Raw genomic sequence first — 26,196 nt, 5'->3', positions numbered from 1 at the left:
CGGCTCTCAGTCGTCTTCGTTGTCGCCGAAGTCGGGGCGGACGTCCCGGGCGGCCATGATCTCGTCGTTGGAGGTGCCGGCGGCGACCATCGGCCAGACCATCGCGTCCTCGTGGACGATGAAGTCGACGACGACCGGGCGGTCGTTGATGGAGTTGGCCTCTTCGATGACCTTGTCGAGGTCGTCCGGGGACTCGCAGCGGATCGCGTAGCAGCCCATGGCCTCCGACAGCTTCACGAAGTCGGGGACGCGGGTGCCGCGGGCCGCGGGGTTGACGTCGTCCGGGCCGGAGTGCAGGACGGTGTTGGAGTACCGCTGGTTGTAGAAGAGGGTCTGCCACTGGCGGACCATCCCGAGGGCGCCGTTGTTGATGACGGCGACCTTGATCGGGATGTTGTTCAGGGCGCAGGTGGCGAGCTCCTGGTTGGTCATCTGGAAGCAGCCGTCGCCGTCGATCGCCCAGACCGACCGGTCGGGCGCGCCGGCCTTGGCGCCCATGGCGGCCGGGACGGCGTAGCCCATGGTTCCGGCGCCGCCGGAGTTCAGCCAGGTGCCCGGCTTGTCGTACTCGATGTAGTGCGCGGCCCACATCTGGTGCTGACCGACACCCGCCGTGAAGATCGTGCCCTCGGGGGCGAGCTGTCCGATGCGCTCGATGACCTGCTGCGGGGAGAGCGAGCCGTCGCCGGGCTGGTCGTAGCCGAGCGGGTAGGTGTCGCGCCAGCGGCTCAGGTCCTTCCACCAGGCGCTGTAGTCGCCCTGGTGACCCTCGCTGTGCTCCTTCTGGACCGCCTGGACCAGGTCGGCGATGACCTCGCGGGCGTCACCGACGATCGGCACGTCGGCGGCGCGGTTCTTGCCGATCTCGGCCGGGTCGATGTCCGCGTGGACGATCTTGGCGTGCGGGGCGAAGCTGTCCAGCTTGCCGGTGACGCGGTCGTCGAAGCGGGCACCGAGGGCGACGATCAGGTCGGCCTTCTGCAGACCGGTGACGGCGGCCACCGAGCCGTGCATGCCGGGCATGCCCAGGTGGAGCGGGTGGTTGTCCGGGAACGAGCCGAGCGCCATCAGGGTGGTGGTGACGGGCGCGCCGGTGAGCTCGGCGAGCACCTTCAGTTCGGCGGTGGCGTTGGCCTTGAGCACACCCCCGCCGACGTACAGCACCGGCCGCTTGGCCTGGGTGATCAGCTTGGCGGCTTCGCGGATCTGCTTGGCGTGCGGCTTGGTCACCGGACGGTAGCCGGGCAGGTCCATGACCGGCGGCCAGGAGAAGGTCGTCTTCGCCTGGAGGGCGTCCTTGGCGATGTCGACCAGGACCGGGCCGGGCCGGCCGGTGGAGGCGATGTGGAAGGCCTGGGCGATGACCCGCGGGATGTCATCGGCCTTGGTGACCAGGAAGTTGTGCTTGGTGATCGGCATGGTGATGCCGACGATGTCCGCCTCCTGGAAGGCGTCCGTGCCGATCGCCTTGGAGGCCACCTGTCCGGTGATCGCGACCATCGGCACCGAGTCCATGTGCGCGTCGGCGATCGGCGTGACCAGGTTGGTCGCGCCGGGGCCCGAGGTCGCCATACAGACGCCGACCTTGCCGGTGGCCAGCGCGTACCCCTCGGCCGCGTGACCGGCGCCCTGCTCGTGGCGCACCAGGATGTGACGCACGCGGGTGGAGTCCATCAGCGGGTCGTACGCCGGAAGGATGCAACCACCGGGAATGCCGAATACCGTGTCGGCGCCGACCTCCTCGAGAGAGCGGATGAGGGACTGCGCGCCCGTCACCTGCTCGGGGGCGGAGTGTCCTCCGGATCGGGGCCGGGGCTGCGGGTGGTGGGCCCCGGTGGCCTGCTCGGTCATCGGCATTCTCTTCTCAGACGCTGAGGGTTTTTGCGAGGTTTGTACGGTCTTCGGCTGCTGCACGAAAGGCGCCTGTGCAACAAAAAACCCCTCGTGCCATGAGGCAAGCGAGGGGAGCGCGCCGGGTGGGGTCGCTGAGCGGTCGAGGCTCAGCGTCAGCCGACGCGCTTTCCAAGTACGAGAATTCGGGTGCGCATGGCACTGACCCTCCCCCCGGCACGCACTCACTGTCAAGTGGGTGGGACGGGAGTCTCATTATGTGAACGAAGGGCCGCGCCGCCTCCGATGACGGCGGACACCCCCGAGCCGTACACCCGCGGAGTGCCTCCCGCGAAGGCCGGTTCGACCGGCCCGTTGGGCACCGGATAGTGGCCGGAAGCGAGCGCCCGGCGCAGCCGGTACTCGTCGAGGGGCCCGGAGAACGCCATGCCCTGCCCGTGCGTGCAGCCCATCGTGCGCAGGGCGATGACCTGCTCGGGCAGATCCACCCCTTCGGCCACGGACTTCAGCCCGAGGTCGCCGGCGATGCGCAGCAGCCCGTTGGTGATCTTGTAGAGCCGCGCGGACTCGACGACGCCCTCGACCAGACCGCGGTCGAGCTTCAGGACGTCGACGGGGAGCCGCCTGAGGGCCGTGATCGCCGCGTAGCCGCTGCCGAACCCGTCGAGCGAGATCCGTACGCCGACCCGCCGCAGGGCGCTCAGGCGGCGCTCCAGCTCGTCCAGCGAGACCCTGGGGTCGGCGTCCGACAGCTCGATGATCAGCGACCCGGGCGGCAACCCGTGCCGCGTGAGCAGCGCCTCGATCGAGCCCAGAGGCATCGACCGGTCCAGCAGCCGACGGGCACTCATCCGGATGACGACCGGCACGGACATCCCGGTCTCGTGCCGCTCGGCGGCCTGCTCGACGGCCTCCTCGATCATCCAGCGGCCCAGCTCGGCGGTCTTGTCGCTGTCCTCGGCAACCCGCAGGAACTCCGCGGGGGTGAAGAGCACCCCCTGCGAGGAGCGCCAGCGCGCCTGCGCGGACACCGACGTGATCCGGCCGTCCTCCAGGGACACCACCGGCTGGTGCAGCAGGGCGAACTCCCCGTCGTGCAGCGCGGCCCGCAGACGGGTGGCCAGCTCCGCCTTGCGGACGACGTCCTGCTGCATCTGCGGCTTGTACAGCTCGACGCGTCCCTTGCCGCCGGCCTTGGCGCGGTACATGGCCAGGTCGGCGTTGCGCAGCAGTTCGCCCGCGCCGAGGCCGGCGTCCGCGAAGGCCACGCCGATGGAGGCGTTGACCCGGACATCGTTGCCGTCGATGAGGTAGGGCTGGGACAGCGTCGTCCTGAGGCGGTCGGCGAGCTCCAGGATGTGCCGCTCCCGGGCGTCCCGGTCGCGGGTGTTGTCCCCGGCGATCAGAGCCGCGAACTCGTCTCCGCCGAGCCGGGAGGCGGTGTCGCCGTGCCGGACGGATTCCTGGAGTCTGCGCGCGGCCTGGACGAGCAGCTCGTCCCCGGCCTGGTGCCCGATCGTGTCGTTGACGGCCTTGAAGCCGTCGAGGTCGATGAAGAGCACGGCCGTGTTCCGCAGGGCCACACCCCGGTCGCAGGCGCGGCGGCCCGAGAGGGCGTGCTGGACGCGCTTGGTGAACAGGGCGCGGTTGGGCAGGTCCGTGAGCGGGTCGTGTTCGGCGTTGTGCTGCAACTGGGCCTGGAGCCGAACCCGTTCGGTCACGTCCCGGCTGTTGAAGATGAGGCCGCCGTGATGGCGGTTGATGGTCGACTCGACGTTCAGCCAGCCTCCGTCACCCGAGCGGAAGCGGCACTCGATGCGGGTGGTGGGTTCCTCGGCGGGATGGGCGGCGAGGAATCTGCGCACCTCGTGCACGACGCAGCCCAGGTCCTCGGGGTGGATCAGGTTGGCCAGTTCCGTACCCACCAGCTCCTCCGCCGAGCGGCCGTACACCCCGGCGGCGGCCGGGGAGACATACCTGAGGACGCCGCTGGGAGCGGCGATCATGATGACGTCGCTGGAGCCCTGCACCAGGGAGCGGAAGTGGTTCTCCTTCTGCGCCAGCTCCTGGGTGAGGGTGATGTTGTCGAGCAGCATGATGCCCTGGCGCACGACGAGCGCGAGCACCACGGTGCCCCCGGTCAGCAGGACCACGCGGTCGACGCTGCGGCCGTTGAGGACGTTGTAGAGGATGCCCAGGGTGCACACGGCGGCCGCGAGATACGGCGTGAGGGCGGCGAGGGAGCCGGCGGTGGGCCGGGCGGCCGCGTACCGGCTGTGCTCGGCCTCGGGCAGCGGCGCCTGGTGGTGGGGTCCGCTGCGCTGCCCGGGCACGTGCTCGTGCACCACGCGGGTGTGCCCCGTGCCGCGCCGGTCCGGGCCATACCGGTCGGCGCTCGCGCGGGGCCCCGCCCACGGGGCGTACGCCAGGAGCAGCGAGCCCGCGAACCAGCCCGCGTCGAGCAGCTGGCCGGAGCGGTAGTCGTGCTGCATGAGCGGCGAGGTGAACAGGGCGTCGCACATCACGGTCAGCGCGAGGGCGCCGATGGCGGTGTTGACCGCGGAGCGGTTCACCGCGGACCGCCTGAAGTGCAGGGCGAGCACCATGCTGACCAGCGCGATGTCGAGCAGCGGATACGCCAGCGACAACGCGATCTGCGCCACGCCGGGTCCTTCCGACTTCGCGGCCTGGGCGAGGGCGAGGCTCCACGCCAGCGTGAGCAACGAGCCGCCGATCAGCCAGGCGTCCAGCCCGAGACAGACCCAGCCGGCCTTGGTCACCGGCCGCTTCGCGAGCACGAGCAGCCCGACGATGGCGGGCGGCGCGAAGCAGAGGAAGAACAGGTCGGCGTAGCTGGGACTGGGCACGGGCAGTCCCAGGACCACCTCGTACCACCCCCAGACCAGGTTGCCCAAGGCGGCCATGGTCGAGGACAGGCCGAACAGCAGCCAGGCGGGTCGAAAGCGGGTGGCGCGGCGGCGGGCGTAGAGGAAGCACGAGACGGCGGCGGTGCCGGCTGCGGCGCTCAGCCCGAAGTCACCCATGAACAGGGCCACTTCGTACGAACCCCAGCCGAGCGCGGCCCCGAGGACGTATCCCGCGCAGACCAGGGCGAGGACGAGTTGGAGGGCCGGCCCCGACCGGCGGCCGGAGACCGGAGTGCGAGGCAGCAGCGCGTCCGGTGACGAAGGCTGCGCCCGCAGCGCTCCGTCCAGCGTGGGGGTGGGGGGCGCGCTCACCGGGTCCTCCCGGTCCACGCCGCTCCCGGGTCCCGGTGAACCGGCTGGTCGTGCCTTCTGCGGCTGCCGGCCCTGCGGCGGCGACGGCTCTGTTCGGTGTGGTGTCCGCTGCGGCGTTCACCGTGGTGGGTGTGGTGGCCGCCGTGACCGGCGTGGTGACCGCGTCCGCCGGCGGTCGTCCACCAGGGTCGCCGCCGGCCGCCCCGCCCCGTCGGATCGCTCGTCCAAAGGCCGTGCATCGCCTGTCTCCCCCCTCACAGTCCGAAGTGTCCGTCCCCGGCGCCGAACAGTCCCCGGCGCAGCCCCTGTCGGGACGATACACCAGTCTCGTCACTCAGGGACATAGGTTCTCTACGCTCCGTGACGATCAACAAATATATGAGTACCCACCGCACCCGAAGGATTGCGGACGGTGCTCGGAGGTCTCTCAGTCCGTTGATGCACCCGTCGTGAGGATCACGTTGCGGAGCGGCTCCCGGTTCACATATCGGCGCAACTGGTCCACCAGGAGCCGCTTGGCGCGCGGAAGGAACGCGGAGGTGGGGCCGCCGACATGAGGGCTGATGAGTACCCCCGGCGCACGCCACAAGGGGTGTTCGCGCGCCAGCGGCTCCGGATCGGTGACGTCGAGGGCGGCGGTGATGCGGCCGCCCTCCAGCTCGGCGAGCAGGGCCTTGGTGTCGACGACGGGGCCGCGGGCGACGTTGACGAGGAGCGCGCCGTCCTTCATCCGGGACAGGAAGTCGGCTCCGGCCAGGCCACGGGTGGATTCGTTGAGCGGGGTCGACAGGATGACGATGTCCGCCTCCGGCAGCAGGGCGGGGAGTTGGGTGAGCGGATGCACCGGCCCGCGCGCCGTGGTGCGCTCGGAGCGCGCGACGCGCGCCACCCGCGCCACCTCGAACGGAACGAGCCGATCCTCGATGGCCTCGCCGATCGAGCCGTATCCCACGATGAGGACGTTCTTGTCGGCGAGCGCCGGCCGGAACCCGCCGAGCCACTCCCCCCGGTCCTGTGCACGGACGAAGTCGGGGATCCCGCGCAGCGAGGCGAGGATCAGCGCGAGGGCGAGCTCACCGGTGCTGGCCTCGTGCACCCCACGTGCGTTGCACAGCCGCACGCCCGCGGGCAGGTGCCCGAGCCCCGGCTCCACGTGGTCGATGCCGGCGGAGAGGGTCTGCACGACCCGCACGTTGCTCATCCGCCCCAGGGGACGCACGCACAGCGGGCTGGGCTTCATGTAGGGGACGACGTAGAAGGCGCAGTCGGCCGGGTCCGCGGGGAAGTCCTCGGCGCCGTTCCAGAACCGGTACTCCGGACCCTCGGGGAGTCCCTCGATCTCGCCCGGCGGGATGGGCAGCCACACGTCAGCAGTCATGCTCTGGAGGCTATGTCAGGAGCGTGTGACGGCAGAGGTTAGGTTGGGGTGGCCGGAACAGGGAGGGTCACGACCAGGTGGAGCGCAGGACGATCGGCGCGGCGGCGCTCGCGGTGGGGGCCGTCGGACTCGGATGCATGCCGATGAGCTGGGCCTACAGCGCGTCGCGGCGACGCGGCGACGAGTCGCTCAGGGCGGTGCACCGGGCGCTCGACCTGGGCGCGTCCCTGCTGGACACGGCCGACATGTACGGCCCCTTCACCAACGAGCTGCTGGTGGGGCGGGCGTTGAAGGAGCGGCGGTCCGACGCGTTCGTGTCGACGAAGGTCGGGCTGCTCGTGGGCGACCAGCACATCGTCGCCAACGGCCGCCCCAGGTATGTGAAGCGGGCCTGTGACGCGTCACTGCGGCGGCTCCAGACGGACGTCATAGACCTCTACCAGCTGCACCGGGCCGACCCCGAGGTGCCGGTCGAGGAGACCTGGGGTGCGATGGCGGAGCTCGTCCAGGCCGGAAAAGTACGGGCGTTGGGCCTGTGCGCGGTCGGCGCGCGAGCCGGCCGCCGTGCCGGGGCCCGGCTGCACGACGGGACGATCCGGCAGCTGGAGCGCGTGCAGCAGGTCTTCCCGGTGAGCGCGGTGGAGGCGGAGCTGTCGGTGTGGTCGCCGGAGGCGCTGGAGACGCTGCTGCCGTGGTGCCAGACGCGGGGCGTGGGCTTCCTCGCCGCGATGCCGCTGGGCAACGGCTTCCTGACCGGCAGGCTGCGGCCCGGCGCGGGCTTCGAGGCGGACGACCTGCGCGCCCGCCACCCCCGCTTCACCGCCGAGATGATGGCCGCGAACCAGCCGTTCGTCGCGGGCCTGCGCCGCGTGGCCCGCCGGCACGGCGCGGACGTCACGCCCGCCCAGGTCGCCCTCGCGTGGGTGCTGGCCCAGGGCCCGCACGTGGTCCCCGTCCCCGGCACCAAGCAGGAGCGCTGGGTCACGGAGAACACGGCCGCCACGGCACTGCGCCTGACCCTCGACGATCTCCAGGAGATAGCCCGGCTGCCCCCGGCCCAGGGGTCGTGGGACTGAGCCGGTCCCACCGGGCGCGTTTCGGGCAAATCCCGCGTTCCCGGTTCGGCCTTGCGTGATCGGGAACCTCAGAGCCACGAGCGGTGTATGACAGGGAGAGGACCTGCCCCGTCGAAGGGACCATGATCGTGCATCGTCGAGCCGTCCCGGCCGTGCTGGCCGCCGCCGCGCTCCTGCTGACGGCCGGTTGCTCCAACGACGGCGGAGGGCCGTCCGGTGCCGACGACAGCTCGTCCCCCGGCCGTACGGCGCCGTCGTCCGCCCCGCCGGGGCAGCCCGCCGAGGAGACGCCTCCCGCCCAGGGTTCGGTGAAGGTGGTGCGCACCGTCGCCGAGGGCCTGAAGTCCCCCTGGGGGCTCGCTGAGCTGCCGGGCGGCGGGCTCCTCGTCGCCTCCCGGGACGACGGGACGATCCTCCGGGTCGACGAGAAAACCGGCAAGAAGACCGAAGTGGGCGAGGTGCCGGGAGTCTCGGCGGCCGGCGAGGGCGGTCTCCTCGGCCTCGCCCTGTCCCCCGACTACGCGTCGGACCACATGGTCTATGCCTACTTCACCTCGGCCTCCGACAACCGCATCGTCCGTATGATCCACGACGAGCGGAAGCCCGCCGGTGAGCGGCTCGGTGCGCCCGACACGATCTTCAAAGGCATCCCCAAGGGCTTCGTCCACAACGGCGGCCGCATCGCGTTCGGCCCGGACAAGATGCTGTACGTGGGCACGGGCGAGAGCGGCGAGACCGGCCTGTCCCAGGACAAGGACTCCGTGGGCGGCAAGATCCTGCGCCTGACCCCGGAGGGCGAACCGGCGCCGGGCAACCCGTACCCGGACTCCCCGGTGTACTCGTACGGGCACCGCAATGTGCAGGGTCTCGCCTGGGACGGCAGGCAACGGCTGTTCGCCGCGGAGTTCGGGCAGGACACCTGGGACGAACTCAACGCGATCAAGCCAGGGGACAACTACGGCTGGCCGGAGGCCGAGGGCCGGTCCGACGACAAGCGGTTCCACAACCCGGTCGACCAGTGGAGCACGGCCGAGGCCTCCCCCAGCGGCATCGCCTACGCCGAGGGGTCGATCTGGATGGCGGGGCTGCGCGGCAAGCGGCTGTGGCGCATCCCGCTGAACGGCACCGAGGCCTCGGCCGAACCGCAGGCCTTCCTGGAGGGCGAGTACGGCCGGCTGCGCACGGTGGTGCCCGCGGGCGGCGACCGGCTGTGGCTGGTGACCAGCAACACGGACGGCCGGGGCGACCCGAAGGACGGGGACGACCGGATCCTCGAACTGAAGGTGGGCTAGACCCCCGGGTCCCCCGCCGGTGCCGCGTTCCTCCAGCGTGCTGCGCGGCCTCGGGTTGCCGCCGTAGACCTCGTCTCCCGCGACCCAGGCGGCCCGATGGCCGGCGTCGAGGAATCGGGTGACCATGCGAGCGGCCGGCTCCGGCTTGGTCGCGAACTCCGTATGGTCACCGAGGCCGGCGGCCATCTACGCTGGGCCTGCGGCCACCGCATGATCGTTTGTCTTCACGCACCGATGATCAACGGTGGCCACACCCGTCTCCACACCGCGTCAGGTCGCGCAGCGTCTGCCTGCCGTCCTGTGTATCGGAGGGCTTGTGCAACGTGGCGAAGTCTGGTGGGTCCAGTTCGACGAGCGGAGGTTGGTCGTACTGCTGTCAGGAGACGACGCGTCCGGGTTCCAGGTGATGCAGGTCGTCGCCCCGGCGGGCTTCGACATCAGCGGTCTGGGCATCGAAGTGCCGGTCGGCGCCGGTGAAGGGCTGCCGCTCGAAGGCGTGCTGCGGCTCGCGTTCCCGCGTCCAGGCTTCACCCCGTGCACGTGGCTGACCACCGTGTCCCGGGACGACCTGATAGAGCGGGCGGCCGTCCTGTCCTCCAGGAAGCTCAGCGAGATCGACGATGCCCTCCGCCTCGCTGAACAGGCACAGGAGCGGACCCCGGCAACGACCGTGAAGCTCAGCGAGACAAGGGACGCCCTCCGTCGCGGTGAACTCGGGTAGAAGGAGAAGGAGCCGACGCCCGCGACGGCATGGGCGATCCCGGGCGAGATGATCCACGCTTGCGGTAGGCAGAAGTGCAGGCTCTTCCTCTGATCGGCACCGGCGAGGGTGGTCGCTGCTGGAAACAGTCCGCTACCAGGTCGAGGTCGACCTGCTCGGGGACGCCAGGGTCAGCACCCGCACGTACGAGTGGCCACAGCCCGGGCTGCGGGTGGCCCGTTGAAGCAACTCGGAGCGACCAGGGGCGTCGACGAGACCCAGCAGGGGGAGATGCCGCACCGCGGCCCTACTGCCCTGACCAGCGCGGCATCGGCCGCTCGGTGGCTGTCACCCGTTCGTGTGTCCCGGTGCGCGCCGTCGCCAGGCGTCGTACAGGCTCAGAGGTAGCTCTTGTCTGGCGGCGGTGCCGGAATGAAAGGACTCTTTATGGCGGTCCGTGACAAAGTGCGCACTATTGGGCACAGCGGTCTGGAAGTGCTTGACGTTGCCGTGTCCAGGCAGTGCACAGTCGAGATCAAGGAACCCCGCGATACCCTCACTCTCAGTCGGCGCCTGAATGGGGTGAAGCTGGATGTGGTGGATGACCCCAACTTCACAGGGCTCAAGTTCGGGCAGACCATTCCTTGGGGCAGCATCCGGGCTTCCGGGCCTGAAGGGTTGCGCATCTCCTACCGGGTGCGGACTGGGCGGGATGTGACGGGAGCCCCGGAGTTCTAAAGCGTCATTTCTGACGGCGGAATCGCTCGTCGAGCCGTGCAGGACGCGTACGGGCGCCGCATCGGCTAAGCCGGCGTGCCGACCGACGGCTCAACGGCCTCTACAGGGAGGGCCTGGTTCCCGAACGGCAGCAGCATCCCGAGGCTGGCCGTGGGACAGACCGTCAGCATCTCCACCTCGTCGGCGCGGGTCGCCAGGCCGATTCCTGCCGGTGCAGCCGAAGTGACCCTTCGCGACGTGGACGTGACCACGGTCCACCGGTCGCAGGACAACCCTGCCTCGGTGCAGGAGGCGGACCCTGGTGAGCAGTTCGTCATCTGGACGATGAAGGTTACGAACCCCGGCCCGGACGAGTTCGACCTCTACCCGCTGACGGTGGCGCAGCGGTGGACGTCGGGCGGCCAGGTGACAGGGCCGGACCTGCTTCTGGGCGTCGACGACGATCTCGGCGGCGAGCCCGACCCGCGACCGGGCGAGACCGTCACCGGCAGCGGCAGGGCCGTCGTCCCAGAAGGGGGCGGAAAGCTGGAGTTCGCCGACCGGCAGGGCGCCCCGATGTTCGAGATCGCCGTGAAGCGAGAGGGAGTCACCAGGCCGGTTGCGGCGGCCACCGGAACGCCTCCTCGGTGAGCTGCTCCCCACTCGTGGGCGTCATCGTATGGCGCCCGGCTGCCTCCTCCCACTGCGGTCCACCGGGTCCACCGGGTGCTCCGGCTCCTCCTCGGGCGGGCGTACGACGACCTTCCCGGACGTGAGATCTATCGGCCCGCGTCCGGGATCGCCGTCCCCGACGTCCTCGCGGGTCAGTTCCAGGCGGTTCTGCTCGTCGCGGGTGTGCTTGCGCCCGGGTGAGAACAGTTCCTCGAACACGTTGAACAACGAAGCCTCCCAGGGCCGCGGGGCCCGCGGCATCCGCGACGCCCCTTACAGCGTAGGCCTCAGCCCGCCGGACCGGGCATGAGCATTTCGGCCGGGAACAGCCCCAGCCGGTGAGCCACCGCCGCGGCCTCGCCCCGCCCGGAGACCCCGAGCTTGCCGAGGATGTTGGAGACGTGCACGCTCGCGGTCTTCGGCGAGATGAACAGCTCCTGCGCTATCCGGCGGTTGGTGTGGCCGGCGGCGACCAGGCGGAGCACGTCCCGTTCCCGGCTGGTGAGGCCGAGGGCCTCGACGGGGTCGGCCGCCGCGGGGCCCGGTTCCCCGGCACGCGTGAGCGGGAGGCGGGCGCGCCGGCCGAGCGCCCGGGCGGCGTCGGCGAGCGGCCGGGCACCGAGGTGGCCGGCGACGGTGTGGGTGAGGCGGAGCAGTTCCGTGGCGCGCTCACGCTCGTCCTCGCCGCCGACCGCCAGCAGGGAATCGGCCAGGCGGTAGCGGACGCGGGCGAGGTCGTAGGGCCGGTCAAGGGGTTCGAACGCGGCGACCACCTCGGACCAGCCGTCCGGGGTGCTCCGGCCCTCGGCGCGGTGCAGTTCGGCGCGGACCCACTGCTCGTGGGCGAGCCAGACGGGGGCATGGGTGGTGAGGCGCTTGACGGCCCCGAGGATGCCGTCCAGAACGTCCTCGCGGCCCTCGCGGGCGGCCGGCAGCGCCCGGGAGTCGGCCTCGGCGGTGGCCGCTTCGAGCAGCAGGGGCCAGGCGTAGCGCTGGGTGCCGAGCGGGAAGCCCGGTTCCAGGGTGCGGACGAGTTCGGCGCGGGCGTCGGCCAGGCGTCCCTCGGCGGCGGCGAGCGCGATGGTGAGCCAGGAGATCGGCAGGTCGTGCTGCGGCATGGGGTCGTGCGGGCCGTAGGCGGCGCGGCCCTGGGCGAGATGGCGGGCCGCCTCGGACAGCTGCCCGCGCGCGAGCGCCAGGAAGGCCAGGCAGTTGGCGCCGGACCCGTGCGGACCGGCCGTCTGTCCGCGCCGCTGGGCGTTGCCGGCGGCCTCGACGGCCTCGTCCCAGCGGCCGAGGGAGATGAGCGATTCGGCGAGGTTGCTCCAGATCCAGGCCTCGGCGTCCCGCAGCCCCATCGTCCCCGTGAGCCGCAGGCCCTCGCGCAGGATGGCGACGGCCTCCTCGGAGCGGCCGACGCCTTCGAGGACGGAGGGCAGGTTCACATGACTGCGGCCCACGATCGCCGCGAGGCCCCGGGCGACCACCTCGTCCTTGACGTCGTACATGTGGCCGAGCCCGGTGTCGATCTGCCCGGCGTCGACCATCAGTCCGCCGAGGGTGAGCCGGGCGTTGGACTCGATGTCGTCGGCGCCGACCATGCGGGCGTACTCGACGGCCCGTTCGGCGGCCGTCAGGGCGTCCGGGCCCGGTTCGTGGAGCATCGACCAGTGGGCTGCCGTGGCCAGCACCTCGGCGTGCACCTCGGACGGCGGCAGGCCGCGCACCAGTTCCTGTGCGGTGGCGATCTCCTTCCAGCCGTCGCCCCGGGCCAGCCCCTGCACCAGCCGGGAGCGCTGGATCCAGAACCAGGCGGCACGGTGGGGGTCCGCCCTGCTCTCCTCGTCCAGCAGCCGCAGCGCCCGCTTGGTGATCTTCAGGGCGCGTTCGCGTTCCCCGCAGAGCCGTCCGGCGACGGCCGCCTCGGCCAGCAGGTCCAGGTAGCGCAGGGCGGTGGTGGCCGGGTCGCATCCGCAGGGAGGGTAGACCTCGGCGTAGTCGACCGGGCGCAGGGTGCGGCGTACGGCGTCGGGGGCGCTGTCCCACAGTTCCATGGCCCGCTCCAGCAGCCGGAGTTGCTCGGCGTAGGCGTGCCGGCGGCGGGCGGAGACGGAGGCTTCGAGGACGGCGGGCAGGGCCTTGGCGGCGTCGTGGGCGTGGTACCAGTAGCTGGCCAGGCGTGTGGTCCACTGGTCGGCGGGGACGAGGGCCGGGTCGCTCTCCAGGGCTTCGGCGTAGCGGCGGTTGAGGCGGGAGCGTTCGCCGGGGAGCAGGTCGTCGCTGACGGCCTCGCGGACCAGGGAGTGCCGGAAGCGGTAGCCGTCACCGCCGGGCGCGGGGGCGAGGATGCCGGCGTTCACGGCGGCCCGCAACGCCTCGATGAGGTCGTCCTCGGTGAGCCGGGCGACGGCGGCCAGCAGCCGGTATTCGACGGTGGAGCCACCCTCGGCGACGATCCGGGCGACCTGCTGGGCGGGCTCCGGCATCCTCTCGACGCGGACGAGCAGCAGATCGCGCAGCGAGTCGGTCAGGCCGGTCCGGCAGCCCTCGTGGGCGGCGACGGCGAGTTCCTCGACGAAGAAGGCGTTGCCGTCGGAGCGCTCGAAGATCGCGTCGACCTGGTCCGGTTCGGGATCGTGGGCGAGGATCCCGGCGATCTGGTGGCACACCTCGTCGCGGTTGAAGCGGGCGAGTTCGAGGCGGCGGATCGTGCGGAGCCGGTCGAGCTCGGCGAGCAGGGGCCGGAGCGGATGGCGGCGGTGGATGTCGTCGGAACGATAGGTGGCGAGGACGACGAGGCGGCCGGTGCGCAAGGTGCGCAGGAGGTACGAGAGCAGATGCCGGGTGGAGGCGTCGGCCCAGTGCAGGTCCTCCAGGGCGAGGACGACGGTGTGCTCGGCGGAGACGCGTTCCAGCAGGCGTGCGGTGAGCTCGAAGAGACGGGCCATGCCGTCCTCGTCGTGCCGCCCGGCCCTCGACTCGCCCAGTTCGGGCAGCAGGCGGGCCAGTTCCTCCTCCTGGCCGGCGGCCGCGGTGGCCAGCTCGCCGGGGAGTTCGCGGCGCAGTGCGCGCAGGGCGGTGGAGAAGGGGGCGAAGGGCAGCCCGTCGGCGCCGATCTCCACGCAGCCGCCGAGCGCGATCACCGCCCCGCGGCGACGGGCGGCGGCGGCGAACTCCTCGACCAGGCGGGTCTTGCCGACTCCGGCCTCCCCGCCGATGAGCAGCGCCTGGGGCTCGCCCTCGCCGGCGCGGACGAGCGCGTCGTGCAGCGTGCCCAATTCCTCGGCACGGCCGACGAACACGGGGCTGACGGACCTGGTCTCCACGGCCCCGAGCATCGCATGCGGACCGGACGGCGCGGCACCGGTTTTCCGGTGAACGGCCGCAGCAGCGGCCGCCGTTACGGTGCGAACGGCGGCCGCTGCCCCGCGGGCGGCCATGACGGTGGCCGGTCCCGGCCCGGTGTTCACGCCGCCCGGGCGGAGCGGAGCCGGCGGAAACGGCGACTATGGCTCTCGTGCTCGGCGGAGTGTTCCTCCGTCGAGCGCCGGGCCGCGCGGCGGGCGGCGACGACCTCGCGGACCAGGCGTTCGTGGTCGGCGCGGCGGATGAGGTCGGCGGTGCGCACGTGCTGGAGCTCGTACTCGTACATGGTGTGTCCTTGGTGAGAGGGCCGGTCACGGAGGGTTTCTCCGCGATGACCTCACTCTCGTCTCCCAGGCGGGGCAGCCGCATCGGGAGAGTTCCGCATCTTCGGCGGTGCGAGAGGCCTTAGACACGGCTGAGGGGCCCCAGGAGGTTCCGTAAGGTGCTTACGGAACCCCTGAGACCCCTCGGGATGTGCGGCGGCTCAGCTCGCCGAGGGCAGTCCGAGCAGGATGCCGGTGTACTTGAGCACGGCCAGGAACAGGCCGATGACGCCGAGCGCGACTCCGGCCCAGGCGACGGACTTGATCCAGGAGGCCTGGATCCTGCCGGGCGTGCCGAACGCGGGGCGGGCGAGCGTCACGACGCCGACGACCAGCGCGATCAGCGCGAACAGACCGCCCCACAGGGCGGTGGTCCGCCAGGCGTCGCCGTAGACCGCCTGGATCTGCTGGGCCACGCCCGCGTTCTGCGCCGTCTCCAGCTGACCGATGAGGTTCTGGCGCGCGGACGCCACGGTGCCGATCCAGCTGCCGGTGAGCGAGACGACGCCCAGTGCGGCCGAGACCACGGCGGCGGCGCCCTGGCCGACGCCGGAGGGGCTCTCCTGCTTGGTCTGCGCGTCCTCGGGCGCGGCCGGGACCTCGCTCTGGGGCACCTCGTCGGACTCGGTGGTGTCCACCGCCCTCTCGTCGGTCGTGGCCTTGGTGGCCTCGGTCTCGTCCACTGCGTTCGTTGCCATGCCTCGCACCGTAGGGTCGCTGTCTGAGAAGTCTCTTAATGATCGTCGTGAGCGGCACGCGCGCGTGCGGCGCGCCACTCGGGTGCCAGCACCGACCAGACTTCGAGATCGTGCCGTACGCCACCATAGGGGTGTGCCTCGCGCCGCACACCGTCACGGGTCATACCGAGCCGCCGCGCCACGTTCAGACTCGGCTGGTTGCCGGAGGCGGCGACCCACTCGACGCGGTGGATGCCGCGCTCCTCGACGGCCCAGTCGATGAGGACCCGCATCGCGCGGGTGACCAGGCCCCGGCCCGTTCCGGCGGGCTCCAGCCAGCAGCCGACCTCGCAGTTCCCGGTCGCCGCGTCGAAGTTCAGGAACAGCACCCCTCCCACCAGCGTCCCGTCCAGCCACAGGCCGTGCAAGGAGCCCGTGTCGGCGGCGCGCATGTCGGCATACCGCTGGAGCTTCGTCCGCGCCGAGGCCAGGTCCGTCTCGGTGGTCCCGAACGGGATGTACCGCCCGATGAACTCCCGGCCCCGCTCCAGGTGCGCCAGGAACTCTCCGGCGTGCCAGGGCTCCAGAGGCTTCAGCTCGACGTCGTCACCCAGGGATATCGCGTACATCCCGCTGCCGCTCCTCCTCCGCCAGGACGTCCGCCACCTCGGCGTCCGTCGCGGCGGCCAGCCTCTCATGGGCGGCACGGCTCTCGGGCGGCTCGATGCTGATGCGCGGCATGCGCTTGTCGAGCCAGCGGGGCAGCCACCAGTTGGCCCCGCCGAGCAGGTGCATCAGGGCGGGGACCAGGAGGGTGCGCAGGACGAAGGCGTCCAGGGCGACGGCGGCGGCCAGGGCGATGCCGAACATGGCGATGACCCGGTCGCCGCTGAGGACGAAGGCGAGGAAGACGGAGATCATGATGACCGCCGCCGAGTTGATCACCCGGCTGGTCTCGGCGAGGCCGACGCGCACGGCCCGCCGATTGTCCCCGGTCTCCAGCCACTCCTCGTACATCCGGCTGACCAGGAAGACCTGGTAGTCCATGGAGAGGCCGAACAGCACCGACACCATGATCACGGGCAGGAAGGGCTCTATGGGCCCCGCGCTGCCGAGGCCGAGCAGTTCGCTGCCGCAGCCCCATTGGAAGATCGCGACCACCACGCCGAAGGCGGAGGCCACGGCGGCGACGTTCATCGCGGCGGCCTTCAGCGGGATGCCGACGGACCGGAAGGCGAGCAGGAGCAGCAGACAGCCCAGGCCGATGACGGCCCCGACGAACACGGGCAGCTTGGAGACGATGACGTCGGCGAAATCGTCGTAACCGGCCGTCATGCCGCCCACCTGCACGTCCAGGGAGGTGCCCGCCTCGGCACGCGGCAGCACCTCGTCACGCAGCCGGTCGACGAGGTCGCTGGTCGCTTGCGACTGCGGGGAGGACTTCGGGACGACGGTGAGGTACGCGGTGTGGCCGCCGGAGTCGAAGGTCACCGGGGTCACCGCGGCGACGCCGTCGGTGGCGCGGAGGGTGCCGTCGAGGTTGTCCAGGGCGAGCCTGTCGCCGGCTCCGTCGACCTTCGTGACGAGGGTGAGCGGGCCGTTCACCCCCGGGCCGAAGCCCTCGGCCAAGAGGTCGTAGGCCTGCCGGGTGGTGGCCGTCTTCGGGCCGTTGCCCTGGTCGGAGGTGCCCAGGTGCAGGGAGAAGGTGGGCAGCGCGAGGACGGCCATGACGACCAGGGCGACCGCGCCGAGCACCTTGGGGTGGCGCTCCACGAAGGCCGACCAGCGGGCCGCGAAGCCGGTGGGCACCTCGGGTTCCGGCCCGTGCTCCGCGAGGCGGCGGCGCTCACGGCGGCTGAGCGCACGCATGCCGATGAAGGACAGCAGGGCGGGCAGCAGGGTCACGGAGGCGGCCACGGTGAGGATCACGGTGAGGCTCGCCGCTATGGCGACGCCGTTGAGGAAGCTCAGCCGGAGGATCAGCATGCCCAGCAGGGCGATGCAAACGGTGGCACCCGCGAAGACGACCGCCCGTCCCGTGGTCGCGACGGCGTTCGTGGCCGCCTCGGTGACGGACAGCCCTCGTTTCAGCCCGCGCCGGTGTCTGGTGACGATGAACAGCGCGTAGTCGATGCCGACGCCGAGCCCGATCAGCATGCCCAGCATGGGCGCGAAGTCGGCGACGGTCATGACGTGCCCGAGCAGCACGATCCCGGCGTAGGCGGTGCCGACGCCGACCAGGGCGGTGGCGATGGGCAGCAGGGACGCGGCGAGCGAGCCGAAGGCGAGGAACAGCACCACCGCGGCGACGATCACGCCGACGATCTCGGCCAGGTGCCCGCCGGAGGACTCGGTGAGCGCGACGGCGCTGCCGCCCAGCTCCACCCGGAGCCCGTCGGTCTCGGCGCTCTTCGCGGTGTCGACGACGGCCTGTGCCTCGCCCTTGCCGATGTCCTCGGCCCGGTCGTCGAAGGTGACCGAGGCGTACGCCGTGCGGCCGTCCTCGCTGATGCGGCCCGCGCCCGGCCCGCCGTAAGGGCTGGTGACCGAGGCCACGCCGGGGAGGTTCTCGATCCGGTCCAGGGTGCGGGTCATCGTCTGCTCGACGTCGGCGGCGCGGACGCTGCCGGAGGTGTGCCAGACGACGGTGTCACTGTCCCCGCCGAGCTGCGGGAAGCCCTCGTGCAGCAGCTCGGTGGCACGGCCCGACTCGGTACCGGGGACCTGGTAGTCGTTCGAGTACGCGGCGCCGGCGACGGCGGCGCCCGCGGCGATCCCAGAGAACGCGAGGAGCCACAGCAGGACGCTGAGCAGACGGCGCTGGACACACCAGTGTGCGAGGGCTGCCACGAAACGTGCTCCCGGAGTTGCCTTGTGTGGATCTTTGACCGGGAACAGTCGTACGTGAACTGAACGGCCAGCAAAGAACGCATGAGCAATGCGCTGCCACTCTGACAAACCCACGAGATCATTTGTCGGTTTCGTGGGCTTATTCACAGCTTCCGGCCTCAGTCGAACTGGTCCCCCAGCGCCATCACCATCACGCCCGCGACCAGCAGCCACAGCGCGCGCCGGGTACGGCCACGGGAGCCCAGCACGGCGGCGGCAGCGCAGACGGCGGCCCCTCCGGCGTACGCGGCCGGGACGAGCGCCGGTGCGGAACCGGTGAGGCGGAGCAGCGCCGCGGCGAGCCCCGCCACGGTCAGTGCGGCGCCGGTGGCCGCCGCCGTCCAGCGGGCCCGGCGCGCGTCTTCCATGAGGTCGTCGGCCTCGTCCTGACCGGCGACCGTCTCCCCGTCCGCCGTCTGCGGACCGGTGTCGGAATCAGCACGTCCACTCATGGCCGAGACGGTAGCGTGCCGGGCGGGGAAAACCGGATGCGGGGCCGGTGGGCCGGCTGTTAGCGTCCGCTGGTCCGAGGACTGCCCGCGGCATCCCGCCGCCCGGCCGAAGCAGGTGCATTGTTTGACGGTCCGACCGAGCTCCTACGCATCCCCCTTCTTCCTCAAGGACTCAAGGAGCCCGTCCACCGATGCCGGACATCACTTCCCGGACCTCGAACGCCCCCCTTACTGACCGTGTGAGCCACCCCGGCTATCCGCGCAGCAACGGCTACGACGCCCGCTGGACCATCGACAACCAGATGGGCCCGCACGCGCTGTGGCTGCTGGAGTGGCTGGCCCCCGCCCTGGGGCTCGACGCCCTGAGCCCCGCGTCCCGCGTGCTCGACCTGGGCTGCGGCCGCGCCATGACGTCGATCTTCCTCGCCAAGGAGTACGACGCCCAGGTCACCGCCGCCGACCTGTGGGTCAAGCCCGGCGAGAACGCCGGGCGCATCGCCGAAGCGGGCGTCGCCGACCGCGTCCTGCCCGTGCTGGCCGAGGCGCACGACCTGCCGTTCGGCGAGAACAGCTTCGACACGATCGTCTCGATCGACGCCTACCAGTACTTCGGCACCGACGACCTGTACCTGCCCGAGCTGACGCGGCTGCTGAAGCCCGGCGGGCGGATCGGCGTCGTCGTACCGGCGCTGCGCGAGGAGATCGACGGCGTCGAGCCGCCGGAGCACCTCGAGCCGTACTGGGAGCCCGCGTTCTGGTGCTTCCACACGGCCGGCTGGTGGCGGCGCCACTGGACCCGCAGCGGTGCCGTGGAGGTCGAGACGGCCGACTGGCTGGAGGACGGCTGGCGCGACTGGCTGCGCTGGTGCGAGGTCGTGGCCGAGGAGCACACGGACGAGTGGCACGTCCGGATGGCCGGACAGTGCGCCGAGATGCTGCGCCTCGACCGGGGCGAGACGCTGGGCTTCGTCCGGGTCGTGGGTCGTCGCCTCTGAGCATGACGAGGGGGGATGCGCCGGGTTCGGCGTATCCCCCCTCGGTCGCGTCGGCGGGGCTCAGCCCTCGTCGACGCCCAGCTTCTGAAGGATCAGTTCCTTGACGCGGGCCGCGTCGGCCTGCCCCCGGGTCGCCTTCATGACCGCGCCGACCAGGGCGCCGGCCGCGGCCACCTTGCCGCCGCGGATCTTGTCCGCGATGGCCGGGTTGCCGGCGATGGCCTCCTCGACGGCGGTGGTGAGGGCGCCCTCGTCGGAGACGACCTTCAGGCCCCGCTTGTCGACGACCTCGTCCGGGGTGCCCTCGCCCGCGAGGACGCCCTCGATGACCTGCCGGGCCAGCTTGTCGTTCAGGTCGCCCTTCGCGACGAGCTCGGTGACCCGGGCGACCTGGGCCGGCGTGATCGCAAGCTCGTCGAGCGCCGTGCCCGACTCGTTGGCGCTGCGGGCCAGCTCGCCCATCCACCACTTGCGGGCGGACGCCGCGTCGGCCCCGGCCTCGATGGTGGCGACGATCGGCTCCAGAGCACCGGCGTTGAGGATCGCCTGCATGTCTGTGGCCGAGACGCCCCACTCCTCGCGGAGCCGGTTGCGGCGGACCAGCGGCAGCTCGGGCAGCCCGGCGCGGATCTCCTCGACCCATGCACGGGACGGGGCCACCGGGACGAGGTCGGGCTCCGGGAAGTACCGGTAGTCCTCGGCCTCCTCCTTCACCCGGCCCGAGGTCGTCGACCCCGTGTCCTCGTGGAAGTGGCGGGTCTCCTGGATGATCGTGCCGCCGGACGACAGCACGGCCGCGTGCCGCTGGATCTCGAAGCGGGCCGCGCGCTCCACGGACCGCAGCGAGTTCACGTTCTTCGTCTCGGAGCGGGTGCCGAACTTCTCGGTGCCGTTCGGCCGCAGCGACAGGTTCACGTCGCAGCGCATCTGGCCCATCTCCATCCGGGCCTCGGAGACGCCGAGCGCCTTGATGAGCTCGCGCAGCTCACGGACGTAGGCCCGCGCGACCTCGGGTGCGCGCTCGCCCGCGCCCTCGATCGGCTTGGTGACGATCTCGATGAGCGGGATGCCGGCGCGGTTGTAGTCCAGCAGCGAGTGCGAGGCGCCGTGGATACGGCCCGTCGCGCCACCGACGTGGGTCGACTTGCCGGTGTCCTCCTCCATGTGGGCGCGCTCGATCTCCACACGGAAGGTCTCACCGTCCTCCAGCTGCACGTCGAGGTATCCGTTGAAGGCGATCGGCTCGTCGTACTGGGAGGTCTGGAAGTTCTTCGGCATGTCCGGATAGAAGTAGTTCTTCCGGGCGAAGCGGCACCACTCGGCGATCTCGCAGTTCAGCGCGAGGCCGATCTTGATGGCGGACTCGACGCCGGTCGCGTTGACGACCGGGAGCGCGCCGGGCAGGCCCAGGCAGACCGGGCAGGTCTGCGTGTTGGCGTCCTGGCCGAGGGCGGTCGAGCAGCCGCAGAACATCTTGGTCTTGGTGCCGAGTTCGACATGGACCTCGAGGCCCATGACGGGGTCGTACGACGCGAGTGCGTCCTCGTACGACACCAGGTCGGTCGTGGTGGTCACGGTGAACTTCCCTCTCAGCCCAACAGGACGTCGTCGTCGCCCAGCTGCTTCAGCTCGCGGTAGAGAATGGCCAGGTTGGTGACGACCGCGGCTCCGGTCACGACGGCGTCGAGCAGCCGCAGCGTGTCGTTGTCTCCGCGGGCCTTCTTGATCTGCTTGTAGACCCCGACGGCGCCGAACGCCGACGTGGCCATCGAGATGTACAGCCCGGACTTGGACTTCTTGAAGCCCTTGGCCTTGGACAGTGCGCTCACAGCGACGGAGCCTCCTCGATCAGCGGGTGGCCCCACTTTTCCACGAAGGCGGCCTCGACGGCCGCACCCACCTTGTACAGGCGGTCGTCCTTCATGACGGGGGCGATGATCTGCAGACCGACCGGGAGGTTGTCCTCCGGGGCGAGGCCGCACGGCAGCGACATGGCCGCGTTGCCCGCCAGGTTGGTCGGGATGGTGCACAGGTCGGCGAGGTACATCGCCATCGGGTCGTCGGCGCGCTCGCCGATCGGGAATGCGGTGGTCGGCGTCGTCGGGGAGACGATCACGTCGACCTGCTCGAACGCCTTGTCGAAGTCCTGCTTGATGAGCGTGCGGACCTTCTGGGCGCTGCCGTAGTAGGCGTCGTAGTAGCCGCTCGACAGGGCGTAGGTACCGAGCATGATGCGACGCTTGACCTCGGGGCCGAAGCCGGCCTCGCGGGTGAGGGAGGTGACTTCCTCGGCGGAGTGCGTGCCGTCGTCGCCGGTCCGCAGGCCGTAGCGCAGGCCGTCGAACCGGGCCAGGTTGGAGGAGCACTCGCTCGGCGCGATCAGGTAGTACGCCGACAGCGCGAGGTCGAAGGACGGGCAGTCCAGCTCGACGATCTCGGCGCCCAGCTCCTTCAGCAGCGCGACGGACTCGTCGAACCGCTGGATGACGCCGGCCTGGTAACCCTCACCGCGGAACTGCTTGACGACGCCGACGCGCATGCCCTCGACCGAGCCGTTGCGCGCGGCCTCGACGACCGGCGGGACCGGGGCGTCGATGGACGTGGAGTCGAGCGGGTCGTGCCCCGCGATCACCTCGTGCAGCAGGGCCGCGTCCAGGACCGTGCGGGCGCAGGGGCCGCCCTGGTCGAGGGAAGAGGAGAAGGCCACCATGCCGTAGCGGGACACCCCGCCGTACGTCGGCTTCACACCGACGGTGCCGGTGACGGCGGCGGGCTGGCGGATGGAGCCGCCCGTGTCGGTGCCGATGGCGAGGGGGGCCATGTGCGCGGCCAGCGCCGCGGAGGAACCGCCACCGGAGCCGCCGGGGATCCTGGTCAGGTCCCAGGGGTTGCCGGTCGGGCCGTAGGCGCTGTTCTCGGTGGAGGACCCCATGGCGAACTCGTCCATGTTGGTCTTTCCGAGGATGACGACGTCGGCGGCCTTCAGGCGCTGGGTGACGGTCGCGTCGTACGGCGGGATCCAGCCCTCGAGGATCTTCGAGCCGACCGTGGTCGGGATGCCCTCGGTGGTGAAGATGTCCTTCAGTGCGAGGGGCACACCGGCCAGCGGGCCGAGCTTCTCGCCCTTGGCGCGCTTGTCGTCGACGGCACGAGCCTGGGCCAGGGCGCCCTCCCGGTCGACGTGCAGGAAGGCGTGCACCTTCTCGTCGACGGCCTCGATGCGGGCGAGGTGGGCCTCCGTGACCTGGACCGCGGTGAGCTCGCCGGAGGCGATCTTCGCGGCGGTCTCGGCTGCCGTGAGCTTGATGATGTCCGTCATGGCTGTTAGTCCTCCCCCAGGATCTGCGGCACCTTGAAACGCCGCTGCTCCTGGGCCGGGGCGCCGGAGAGCGCCTGCTCGGGGGTGAGCGACGGACGGACCTCGTCCGCGCGCATGACGTTCGTCAACGGGAGCGGGTGCGAGGTCGGCGGTACGTCTTGGTCGGCGACCTCACTGACGCGGGCGACCGCGCCGATGATGTCGTCCAGCTGTCCCGCGAAGTGGTCGAGCTCTTCGGGCTTCAGCTCCAGACGCGCCAGCCGGGCGAGGTGGGCGACCTCCTCGCGCGTGATGCCAGGCATGCAGCGATCCTCTGGGGTGAGTGAATGGGTTTGGCCCAATCCTATGGGTCGCGGGGCCGTGCCCGTGAAGCGGTTTGGCCCGGCCGTCGGTGACGGCGGTTCTCCCGGGCCCCGCTCCGCAGGAATGGGCCGTCGCGCAGCGCCTGCGTGGAGCCGCCGGACGACGGTCCGGGCGCGCTCGGACGGCGAAGAGCGGTCCGGCACCGATCAGGACGATGACCGCGCGACGAAGTGGCTTCCGAAGGCCACCGCCTTCGTACCGCCGTGGCGCGGCACGATCAGTGTGTGGCCGGGCGGCACGAGTGCCGCCCGACGTGCTGGCCCTGACCGAGGACGAGCTGAGCGGTCTGCTCGGCGTCGCGGCGACCCGGCTCTCGCGCGCATGAACCGGGCCTCGGGCCCGGCACCGCGAAGACGAGCGCCGCCAGGCCGTGCCGGCACGAGGGTGCCGTCCCGCAGGCCCTTGATCGTCAGGGGGGGCGCCGGCGTCGCCGTCGGCGGGCGCTGCCATTCCCGGCAGGCGGGAGGGCACCCCTCGTTCGGACCACCAAGCCGTGGGGCCAAACGGCCGGGGCGAAGACCTACTCGTCGGCCGTTGCCGCGGGCAGCGCGGCGCGCGGCCGCTGCCATCCCCTGGGGCCCCGCGCCCGCAGCCACGCCGTGGTCTCCTCCGGGGGCATCGCCGCCGCGACCAGCCAGCCCTGGACGGCGTCGCAGCCGAGGTCGCGCAGGCGCTCCCAGGTCTCGTCGTCCTCGACGCCCTCGGCGACCACGAGCAGGCCGAGGGAGTGGGCGAGGTCGACCGTGCAGCGCACGATCTCCGCGTCCTCGGTGTCGACCGCCAGCCGGGCCACGAACGAGCGGTCGATCTTCAGCTCGCTGACCGGCAGCCGGCGCAGGTGCACGAGCGAGGAGTAGCCCGTGCCGAAGTCGTCGAGGGACATCTTCACGCCGTGCGCGGTCAGCTGGTTGAGGGTGTCGGCGGCGCGCTGCGGGTCCTCCAGGAGGACGTGCTCGGTGATCTCCAGTTGGAGCGCTCCCGCCGGGACGCCGTGCCGGGCCAGCCGGGCGGCGACGGAGCCTGCGAAGCCGGGGGTGTGCACATCGCGCGGGGAGACGTTCACCGCGACCGGGACGAACAGGCCCTGGCTCCGCCAGCGCGCGACCTGGCCGAGCGCGGTCTCCAGCACGTACTCGGTGAGGTGGGGCATCAGGCCCGAGGATTCGGCGATCGCTATGAACTCGTCCGGCGGCACCTTGCCCCGCTCGGGGTGCACCCAGCGGACCAGGGCCTCCAGGCCCGCGACCTGGCCGTCGAAGCGGACCTTGGGCTGGTAGTGCAGATGCACCTCGTGGGCGTCGAGGGCGCGGCGCAGATCACCCAGCAGGCCGAGCCGGTCGGGGGTGTTGGAGTCGCGTTTGGACTCGTAGACCTCGACGCCGGTGCGATCCCGCTTCGCCTGGTACATCGCCACGTCCGCCCGCCGCAGCAGCCCTTCGGCGTCCAGGGCGTGGTCGGGGAAGACGGCGACTCCGGCGCTGGCCTCCAGCACGAGGGTGAGGCCGTCGAGGTCGAGCGGGGAGCTGAGCGCGGCGACGAGGTTGCGGGCGACGCGGGTCGCGGAGGTCGTGGAATCGGCGACGGGCAGTAAGACGGCGAACTCGTCCCCGCCGAGCCGGGCGGCCTCCGCCCCGCGCGGCAGCGCCACCCGCAGCCGGTCGGCGATCTGCAACAGCAGCCGGTCACCGGCGAGATGACCGAGGGTGTCGTTGACCGACCGGAACCGGTCGAGGTCGATCAGCATCAACGCGGCGCGGGCGTTGATCCGCTCCGCGTCGTCCAGTGCGGTCCAGATGCGCTCCAGCAGCCACTGACGGTTGGGCAGCCCGGTCAGCGGGTCGCGCAGTTGCTCCTCCGCGCGGGCCCGGGCTATCCACAGGGTGGAGTCCAGGGCGATGAGCGGGATGGCGAACAGCGGCAGCAGGATCGGCTTGGCCGCGGCGACCACGCAGATCAGCGGCGCGATCCCCAGCAGCGCGACCGCGACCAGGCCCTGTCTGACCAGGGCGGTGCGGGCGACCGTCGGCAGGCCGGGGCGCGGGGCGTGCAGGTACCAGAGCAGGACGCGGCTGACCGTCAGGTAGGCGGCGGCGACCAGGGCCACCTGGGGTGCGGTGGCCAGGGTCCAGGCGGCGGGCTCCGCCGGGGACTCGACGGACGGCACGCTTCCGAAGACGCCCAGCACGAGCGCGCCGGCGCCGATGCCGAGGAGGTCGACGGCGCCGTGCAGCACGCCCTGGCGCCAGCGGTTGCGGCGGGCTATCCCGACGAGCACGACGACCGTCAGGCTGACCATGCCGGCCGGAACCCAGCCGTGGAGCAGCAGCACGGCGAGGGTGAGGGCGGCGCCCGAGCCGGTGCCGCCCCACCAGCGGGAGCGGCCCAGCATGACGAGGTGGCCGACGATGACGCCGGTCAGCACGGCCAGCGACCAGCCGGCCGTGCCGGACGGGAAGAGGGCGTGGCCGTCGGTGAAGGCGCGGTAGAAACCCCCGCCCAGGACGAACCCGGCCGCCGCGACGACGGCCGCGGGCAGCGCGGGCCACGAGTGGTGCCGTTCGCCGTCCGCGTCCTCGCCGGCCAGTCCGGAGGTGTGTTCGGTGATCGGCTGTGCGCCGGGGCCGTCGGCGGCGCGCCCCGCGCCGGCACGCCCGTCCGGGGTGTACTGTCCGACGGCGCGCACCTCCGCACCCGGACGTCCCGCCGGCCGCCCGGCCCCACGCACTGCACGCCATGCGACCGCCATGCGGCGCAGGCGCAGCCGTGAGTCCGGCACGGCGCTCTCGGTCGGTTCCATTCCCGTCCCTCTCACAGCCGGCGGTGCCCACGCCCCGCGGCCCGGTGCCCGACAACCCTTGGGCGGCCCGCGCTGGAAACCCTTCCCCGC

20 protein-coding genes and 1 pseudogene are annotated in these 26,196 nt (G+C 71.6%); 5 read left to right on the top strand and 16 right to left on the bottom strand.

Going from position 1 to position 26,196, the window contains the following annotated elements; genetic code table 11:
* Positions 1–6: 6 nt before the first annotated feature.
* The 3 genes from ACIQHQ_RS29965 to ACIQHQ_RS29955 all read right to left on the bottom strand — a co-directional run bounded on the left by ACIQHQ_RS29965 (position 7) and on the right by ACIQHQ_RS29955 (position 6,468).
* Positions 7–1,857 carry an acetolactate synthase large subunit gene (locus tag ACIQHQ_RS29965; RefSeq protein ID WP_402617636.1) on the bottom strand — a complete coding sequence of 617 codons (1,851 nt, stop codon included), beginning with the start codon at positions 1,855–1,857 and terminating at the stop codon, positions 7–9.
* Positions 1,858–2,081: 224 nt separating this feature from the next.
* Positions 2,082–5,090 carry a putative bifunctional diguanylate cyclase/phosphodiesterase gene (locus tag ACIQHQ_RS29960; RefSeq protein WP_402617634.1) on the bottom strand — a complete coding sequence of 1,003 codons (3,009 nt, stop codon included), beginning with the start codon at positions 5,088–5,090 and terminating at the stop codon, positions 2,082–2,084.
* A gap of 427 nt (positions 5,091–5,517) precedes the next feature.
* Positions 5,518–6,468 (bottom strand): 2-hydroxyacid dehydrogenase, encoded by a 951-nt coding sequence (locus ACIQHQ_RS29955; RefSeq protein WP_402617631.1) that lies wholly within the window; start codon positions 6,466–6,468, stop codon positions 5,518–5,520.
* A gap of 77 nt (positions 6,469–6,545) precedes the next feature.
* Here ACIQHQ_RS29955 and ACIQHQ_RS29950 point away from each other — a divergent pair, with 77 nt between their 5' ends.
* Together ACIQHQ_RS29950 and ACIQHQ_RS29945 are read left to right on the top strand one after the other, a co-directional pair.
* Complete coding sequence (locus tag ACIQHQ_RS29950; protein ID WP_402617628.1) at positions 6,546–7,544, top strand: aldo/keto reductase; 999 nt, start codon at positions 6,546–6,548, stop codon at positions 7,542–7,544.
* 122 nt (positions 7,545–7,666) lie between these two features.
* Positions 7,667–8,836 (top strand): PQQ-dependent sugar dehydrogenase, encoded by a 1,170-nt coding sequence (locus tag ACIQHQ_RS29945; RefSeq protein ID WP_402617625.1) that lies wholly within the window; start codon positions 7,667–7,669, stop codon positions 8,834–8,836.
* A 15-nt stretch (positions 8,837–8,851) separates the two neighbouring features.
* On the opposite strand, the pseudogene ACIQHQ_RS29940 reads toward ACIQHQ_RS29945, so the two are convergent.
* Positions 8,852–9,019: pseudogene (locus ACIQHQ_RS29940) on the bottom strand (IS701 family transposase); the annotation flags it as partial.
* Between the two features lie 133 nt (positions 9,020–9,152).
* On the opposite strand from ACIQHQ_RS29940, the gene ACIQHQ_RS29935 reads away from it, so the two are divergent.
* Both ACIQHQ_RS29935 and ACIQHQ_RS29930 read left to right on the top strand, forming a co-directional pair.
* Entirely contained in the window at positions 9,153–9,557 is a 405-nt protein-coding gene (locus ACIQHQ_RS29935) for a type II toxin-antitoxin system PemK/MazF family toxin (RefSeq protein WP_402617623.1), read from the top strand.
* Positions 9,558–10,511: 954 nt separating this feature from the next.
* Positions 10,512–10,904 (top strand): hypothetical protein, encoded by a 393-nt coding sequence (locus ACIQHQ_RS29930; protein ID WP_402617620.1) that lies wholly within the window; start codon positions 10,512–10,514, stop codon positions 10,902–10,904.
* Between the two features lie 21 nt (positions 10,905–10,925).
* Here ACIQHQ_RS29930 and ACIQHQ_RS29925 read toward each other — a convergent pair whose 3' ends face one another.
* From ACIQHQ_RS29925 to ACIQHQ_RS29895, 7 genes are all read right to left on the bottom strand, one after another.
* Positions 10,926–11,153, bottom strand: a complete 228-nt coding sequence (locus tag ACIQHQ_RS29925; protein WP_402617618.1) for a DUF6191 domain-containing protein — start codon at positions 11,151–11,153, stop codon at positions 10,926–10,928.
* A 59-nt stretch (positions 11,154–11,212) separates the two neighbouring features.
* The gene (locus ACIQHQ_RS29920) at positions 11,213–14,365 is read right to left on the bottom strand and encodes an AAA family ATPase (protein WP_402618053.1); all 3,153 of its coding nucleotides are present in this window, start codon (positions 14,363–14,365) and stop codon (positions 11,213–11,215) included.
* Between the two features lie 26 nt (positions 14,366–14,391).
* Positions 14,392–14,577 carry a hypothetical protein gene (locus ACIQHQ_RS29915; RefSeq protein ID WP_402617615.1) on the bottom strand — a complete coding sequence of 62 codons (186 nt, stop codon included), beginning with the start codon at positions 14,575–14,577 and terminating at the stop codon, positions 14,392–14,394.
* Between the two features lie 198 nt (positions 14,578–14,775).
* Entirely contained in the window at positions 14,776–15,321 is a 546-nt protein-coding gene (locus ACIQHQ_RS29910; protein WP_402617612.1) for a hypothetical protein, read from the bottom strand.
* Between the two features lie 26 nt (positions 15,322–15,347).
* The gene (locus ACIQHQ_RS29905; protein ID WP_402617609.1) at positions 15,348–15,920 is read right to left on the bottom strand and encodes a GNAT family N-acetyltransferase; all 573 of its coding nucleotides are present in this window, start codon (positions 15,918–15,920) and stop codon (positions 15,348–15,350) included.
* Positions 15,898–18,141: an MMPL family transporter gene (locus ACIQHQ_RS29900; RefSeq protein ID WP_402617607.1), complete on the bottom strand. Its 2,244-nt coding sequence runs from the start codon at positions 18,139–18,141 to the stop codon at positions 15,898–15,900. The genes ACIQHQ_RS29905 and ACIQHQ_RS29900 overlap by 23 nt, the downstream gene beginning before the upstream one ends.
* A 158-nt stretch (positions 18,142–18,299) precedes the next feature.
* Entirely contained in the window at positions 18,300–18,632 is a 333-nt protein-coding gene (locus ACIQHQ_RS29895; protein ID WP_402617604.1) for a hypothetical protein, read from the bottom strand.
* A gap of 191 nt (positions 18,633–18,823) precedes the next feature.
* Here ACIQHQ_RS29895 and ACIQHQ_RS29890 point away from each other — a divergent pair, with 191 nt between their 5' ends.
* Entirely contained in the window at positions 18,824–19,627 is an 804-nt protein-coding gene (locus ACIQHQ_RS29890; protein ID WP_402617601.1) for a methyltransferase domain-containing protein, read from the top strand.
* Between the two features lie 60 nt (positions 19,628–19,687).
* Here ACIQHQ_RS29890 and gatB read toward each other — a convergent pair whose 3' ends face one another.
* The 5 genes from gatB to ACIQHQ_RS29865 all read right to left on the bottom strand — a co-directional run bounded on the left by gatB (position 19,688) and on the right by ACIQHQ_RS29865 (position 26,106).
* Positions 19,688–21,202: an Asp-tRNA(Asn)/Glu-tRNA(Gln) amidotransferase subunit GatB gene (gatB, locus tag ACIQHQ_RS29885; RefSeq protein WP_402617598.1), complete on the bottom strand. Its 1,515-nt coding sequence runs from the start codon at positions 21,200–21,202 to the stop codon at positions 19,688–19,690.
* Between the two features lie 14 nt (positions 21,203–21,216).
* Positions 21,217–21,456, bottom strand: coding sequence for a hypothetical protein (locus tag ACIQHQ_RS29880; RefSeq protein WP_030851407.1), 240 nt, complete (start codon positions 21,454–21,456; stop codon positions 21,217–21,219).
* On the bottom strand, positions 21,453–22,946 hold the full coding sequence (gene gatA / locus ACIQHQ_RS29875; RefSeq protein ID WP_402617595.1) for an Asp-tRNA(Asn)/Glu-tRNA(Gln) amidotransferase subunit GatA: 1,494 nt from the start codon (positions 22,944–22,946) through the stop codon (positions 21,453–21,455). Before gatA ends, ACIQHQ_RS29880 begins: the two co-directional genes overlap by 4 nt.
* A gap of 5 nt (positions 22,947–22,951) precedes the next feature.
* Entirely contained in the window at positions 22,952–23,248 is a 297-nt protein-coding gene (gene gatC, locus ACIQHQ_RS29870) for an Asp-tRNA(Asn)/Glu-tRNA(Gln) amidotransferase subunit GatC (protein ID WP_007505297.1), read from the bottom strand.
* Between the two features lie 581 nt (positions 23,249–23,829).
* Positions 23,830–26,106, bottom strand: a complete 2,277-nt coding sequence (locus ACIQHQ_RS29865) for a putative bifunctional diguanylate cyclase/phosphodiesterase (protein ID WP_402617592.1) — start codon at positions 26,104–26,106, stop codon at positions 23,830–23,832.
* Positions 26,107–26,196: the final 90 nt, after the last annotated feature.

The sequence above is a fragment of the Streptomyces sp. NPDC092370 genome (genome assembly GCF_044755265.1).
GTDB lineage: Bacteria > Actinomycetota > Actinomycetes > Streptomycetales > Streptomycetaceae > Streptomyces.
The sequence above is the reverse complement of the archived record's forward strand: the minus strand, read 5'-3'. Positions and strand labels throughout refer to the sequence as shown.

Coding starts and splice junctions, on each gene's coding strand:
- ACIQHQ_RS29965 (WP_402617636.1), bottom strand. CDS start 1,857: ATGCCGATGACCGAGCAGGCCACCGGGGCCCACCACCCGCAGCCCCGG.
- ACIQHQ_RS29955 (WP_402617631.1), bottom strand. CDS start 6,468: ATGACTGCTGACGTGTGGCTGCCCATCCCGCCGGGCGAGATCGAGGGA.
- ACIQHQ_RS29945 (WP_402617625.1), top strand. CDS start 7,667: ATGATCGTGCATCGTCGAGCCGTCCCGGCCGTGCTGGCCGCCGCCGCG.
- ACIQHQ_RS29920 (WP_402618053.1), bottom strand. CDS start 14,365: ATGGCCGCCCGCGGGGCAGCGGCCGCCGTTCGCACCGTAACGGCGGCC.
- ACIQHQ_RS29915 (WP_402617615.1), bottom strand. CDS start 14,577: ATGTACGAGTACGAGCTCCAGCACGTGCGCACCGCCGACCTCATCCGC.
- ACIQHQ_RS29905 (WP_402617609.1), bottom strand. CDS start 15,920: ATGTACGCGATATCCCTGGGTGACGACGTCGAGCTGAAGCCTCTGGAG.
- ACIQHQ_RS29895 (WP_402617604.1), bottom strand. CDS start 18,632: ATGAGTGGACGTGCTGATTCCGACACCGGTCCGCAGACGGCGGACGGG.
- ACIQHQ_RS29890 (WP_402617601.1), top strand. CDS start 18,824: ATGCCGGACATCACTTCCCGGACCTCGAACGCCCCCCTTACTGACCGT.
- gatA (WP_402617595.1), bottom strand. CDS start 22,946: ATGACGGACATCATCAAGCTCACGGCAGCCGAGACCGCCGCGAAGATC.
- gatC (WP_007505297.1), bottom strand. CDS start 23,248: ATGCCTGGCATCACGCGCGAGGAGGTCGCCCACCTCGCCCGGCTGGCG.
- ACIQHQ_RS29865 (WP_402617592.1), bottom strand. CDS start 26,106: ATGGAACCGACCGAGAGCGCCGTGCCGGACTCACGGCTGCGCCTGCGC.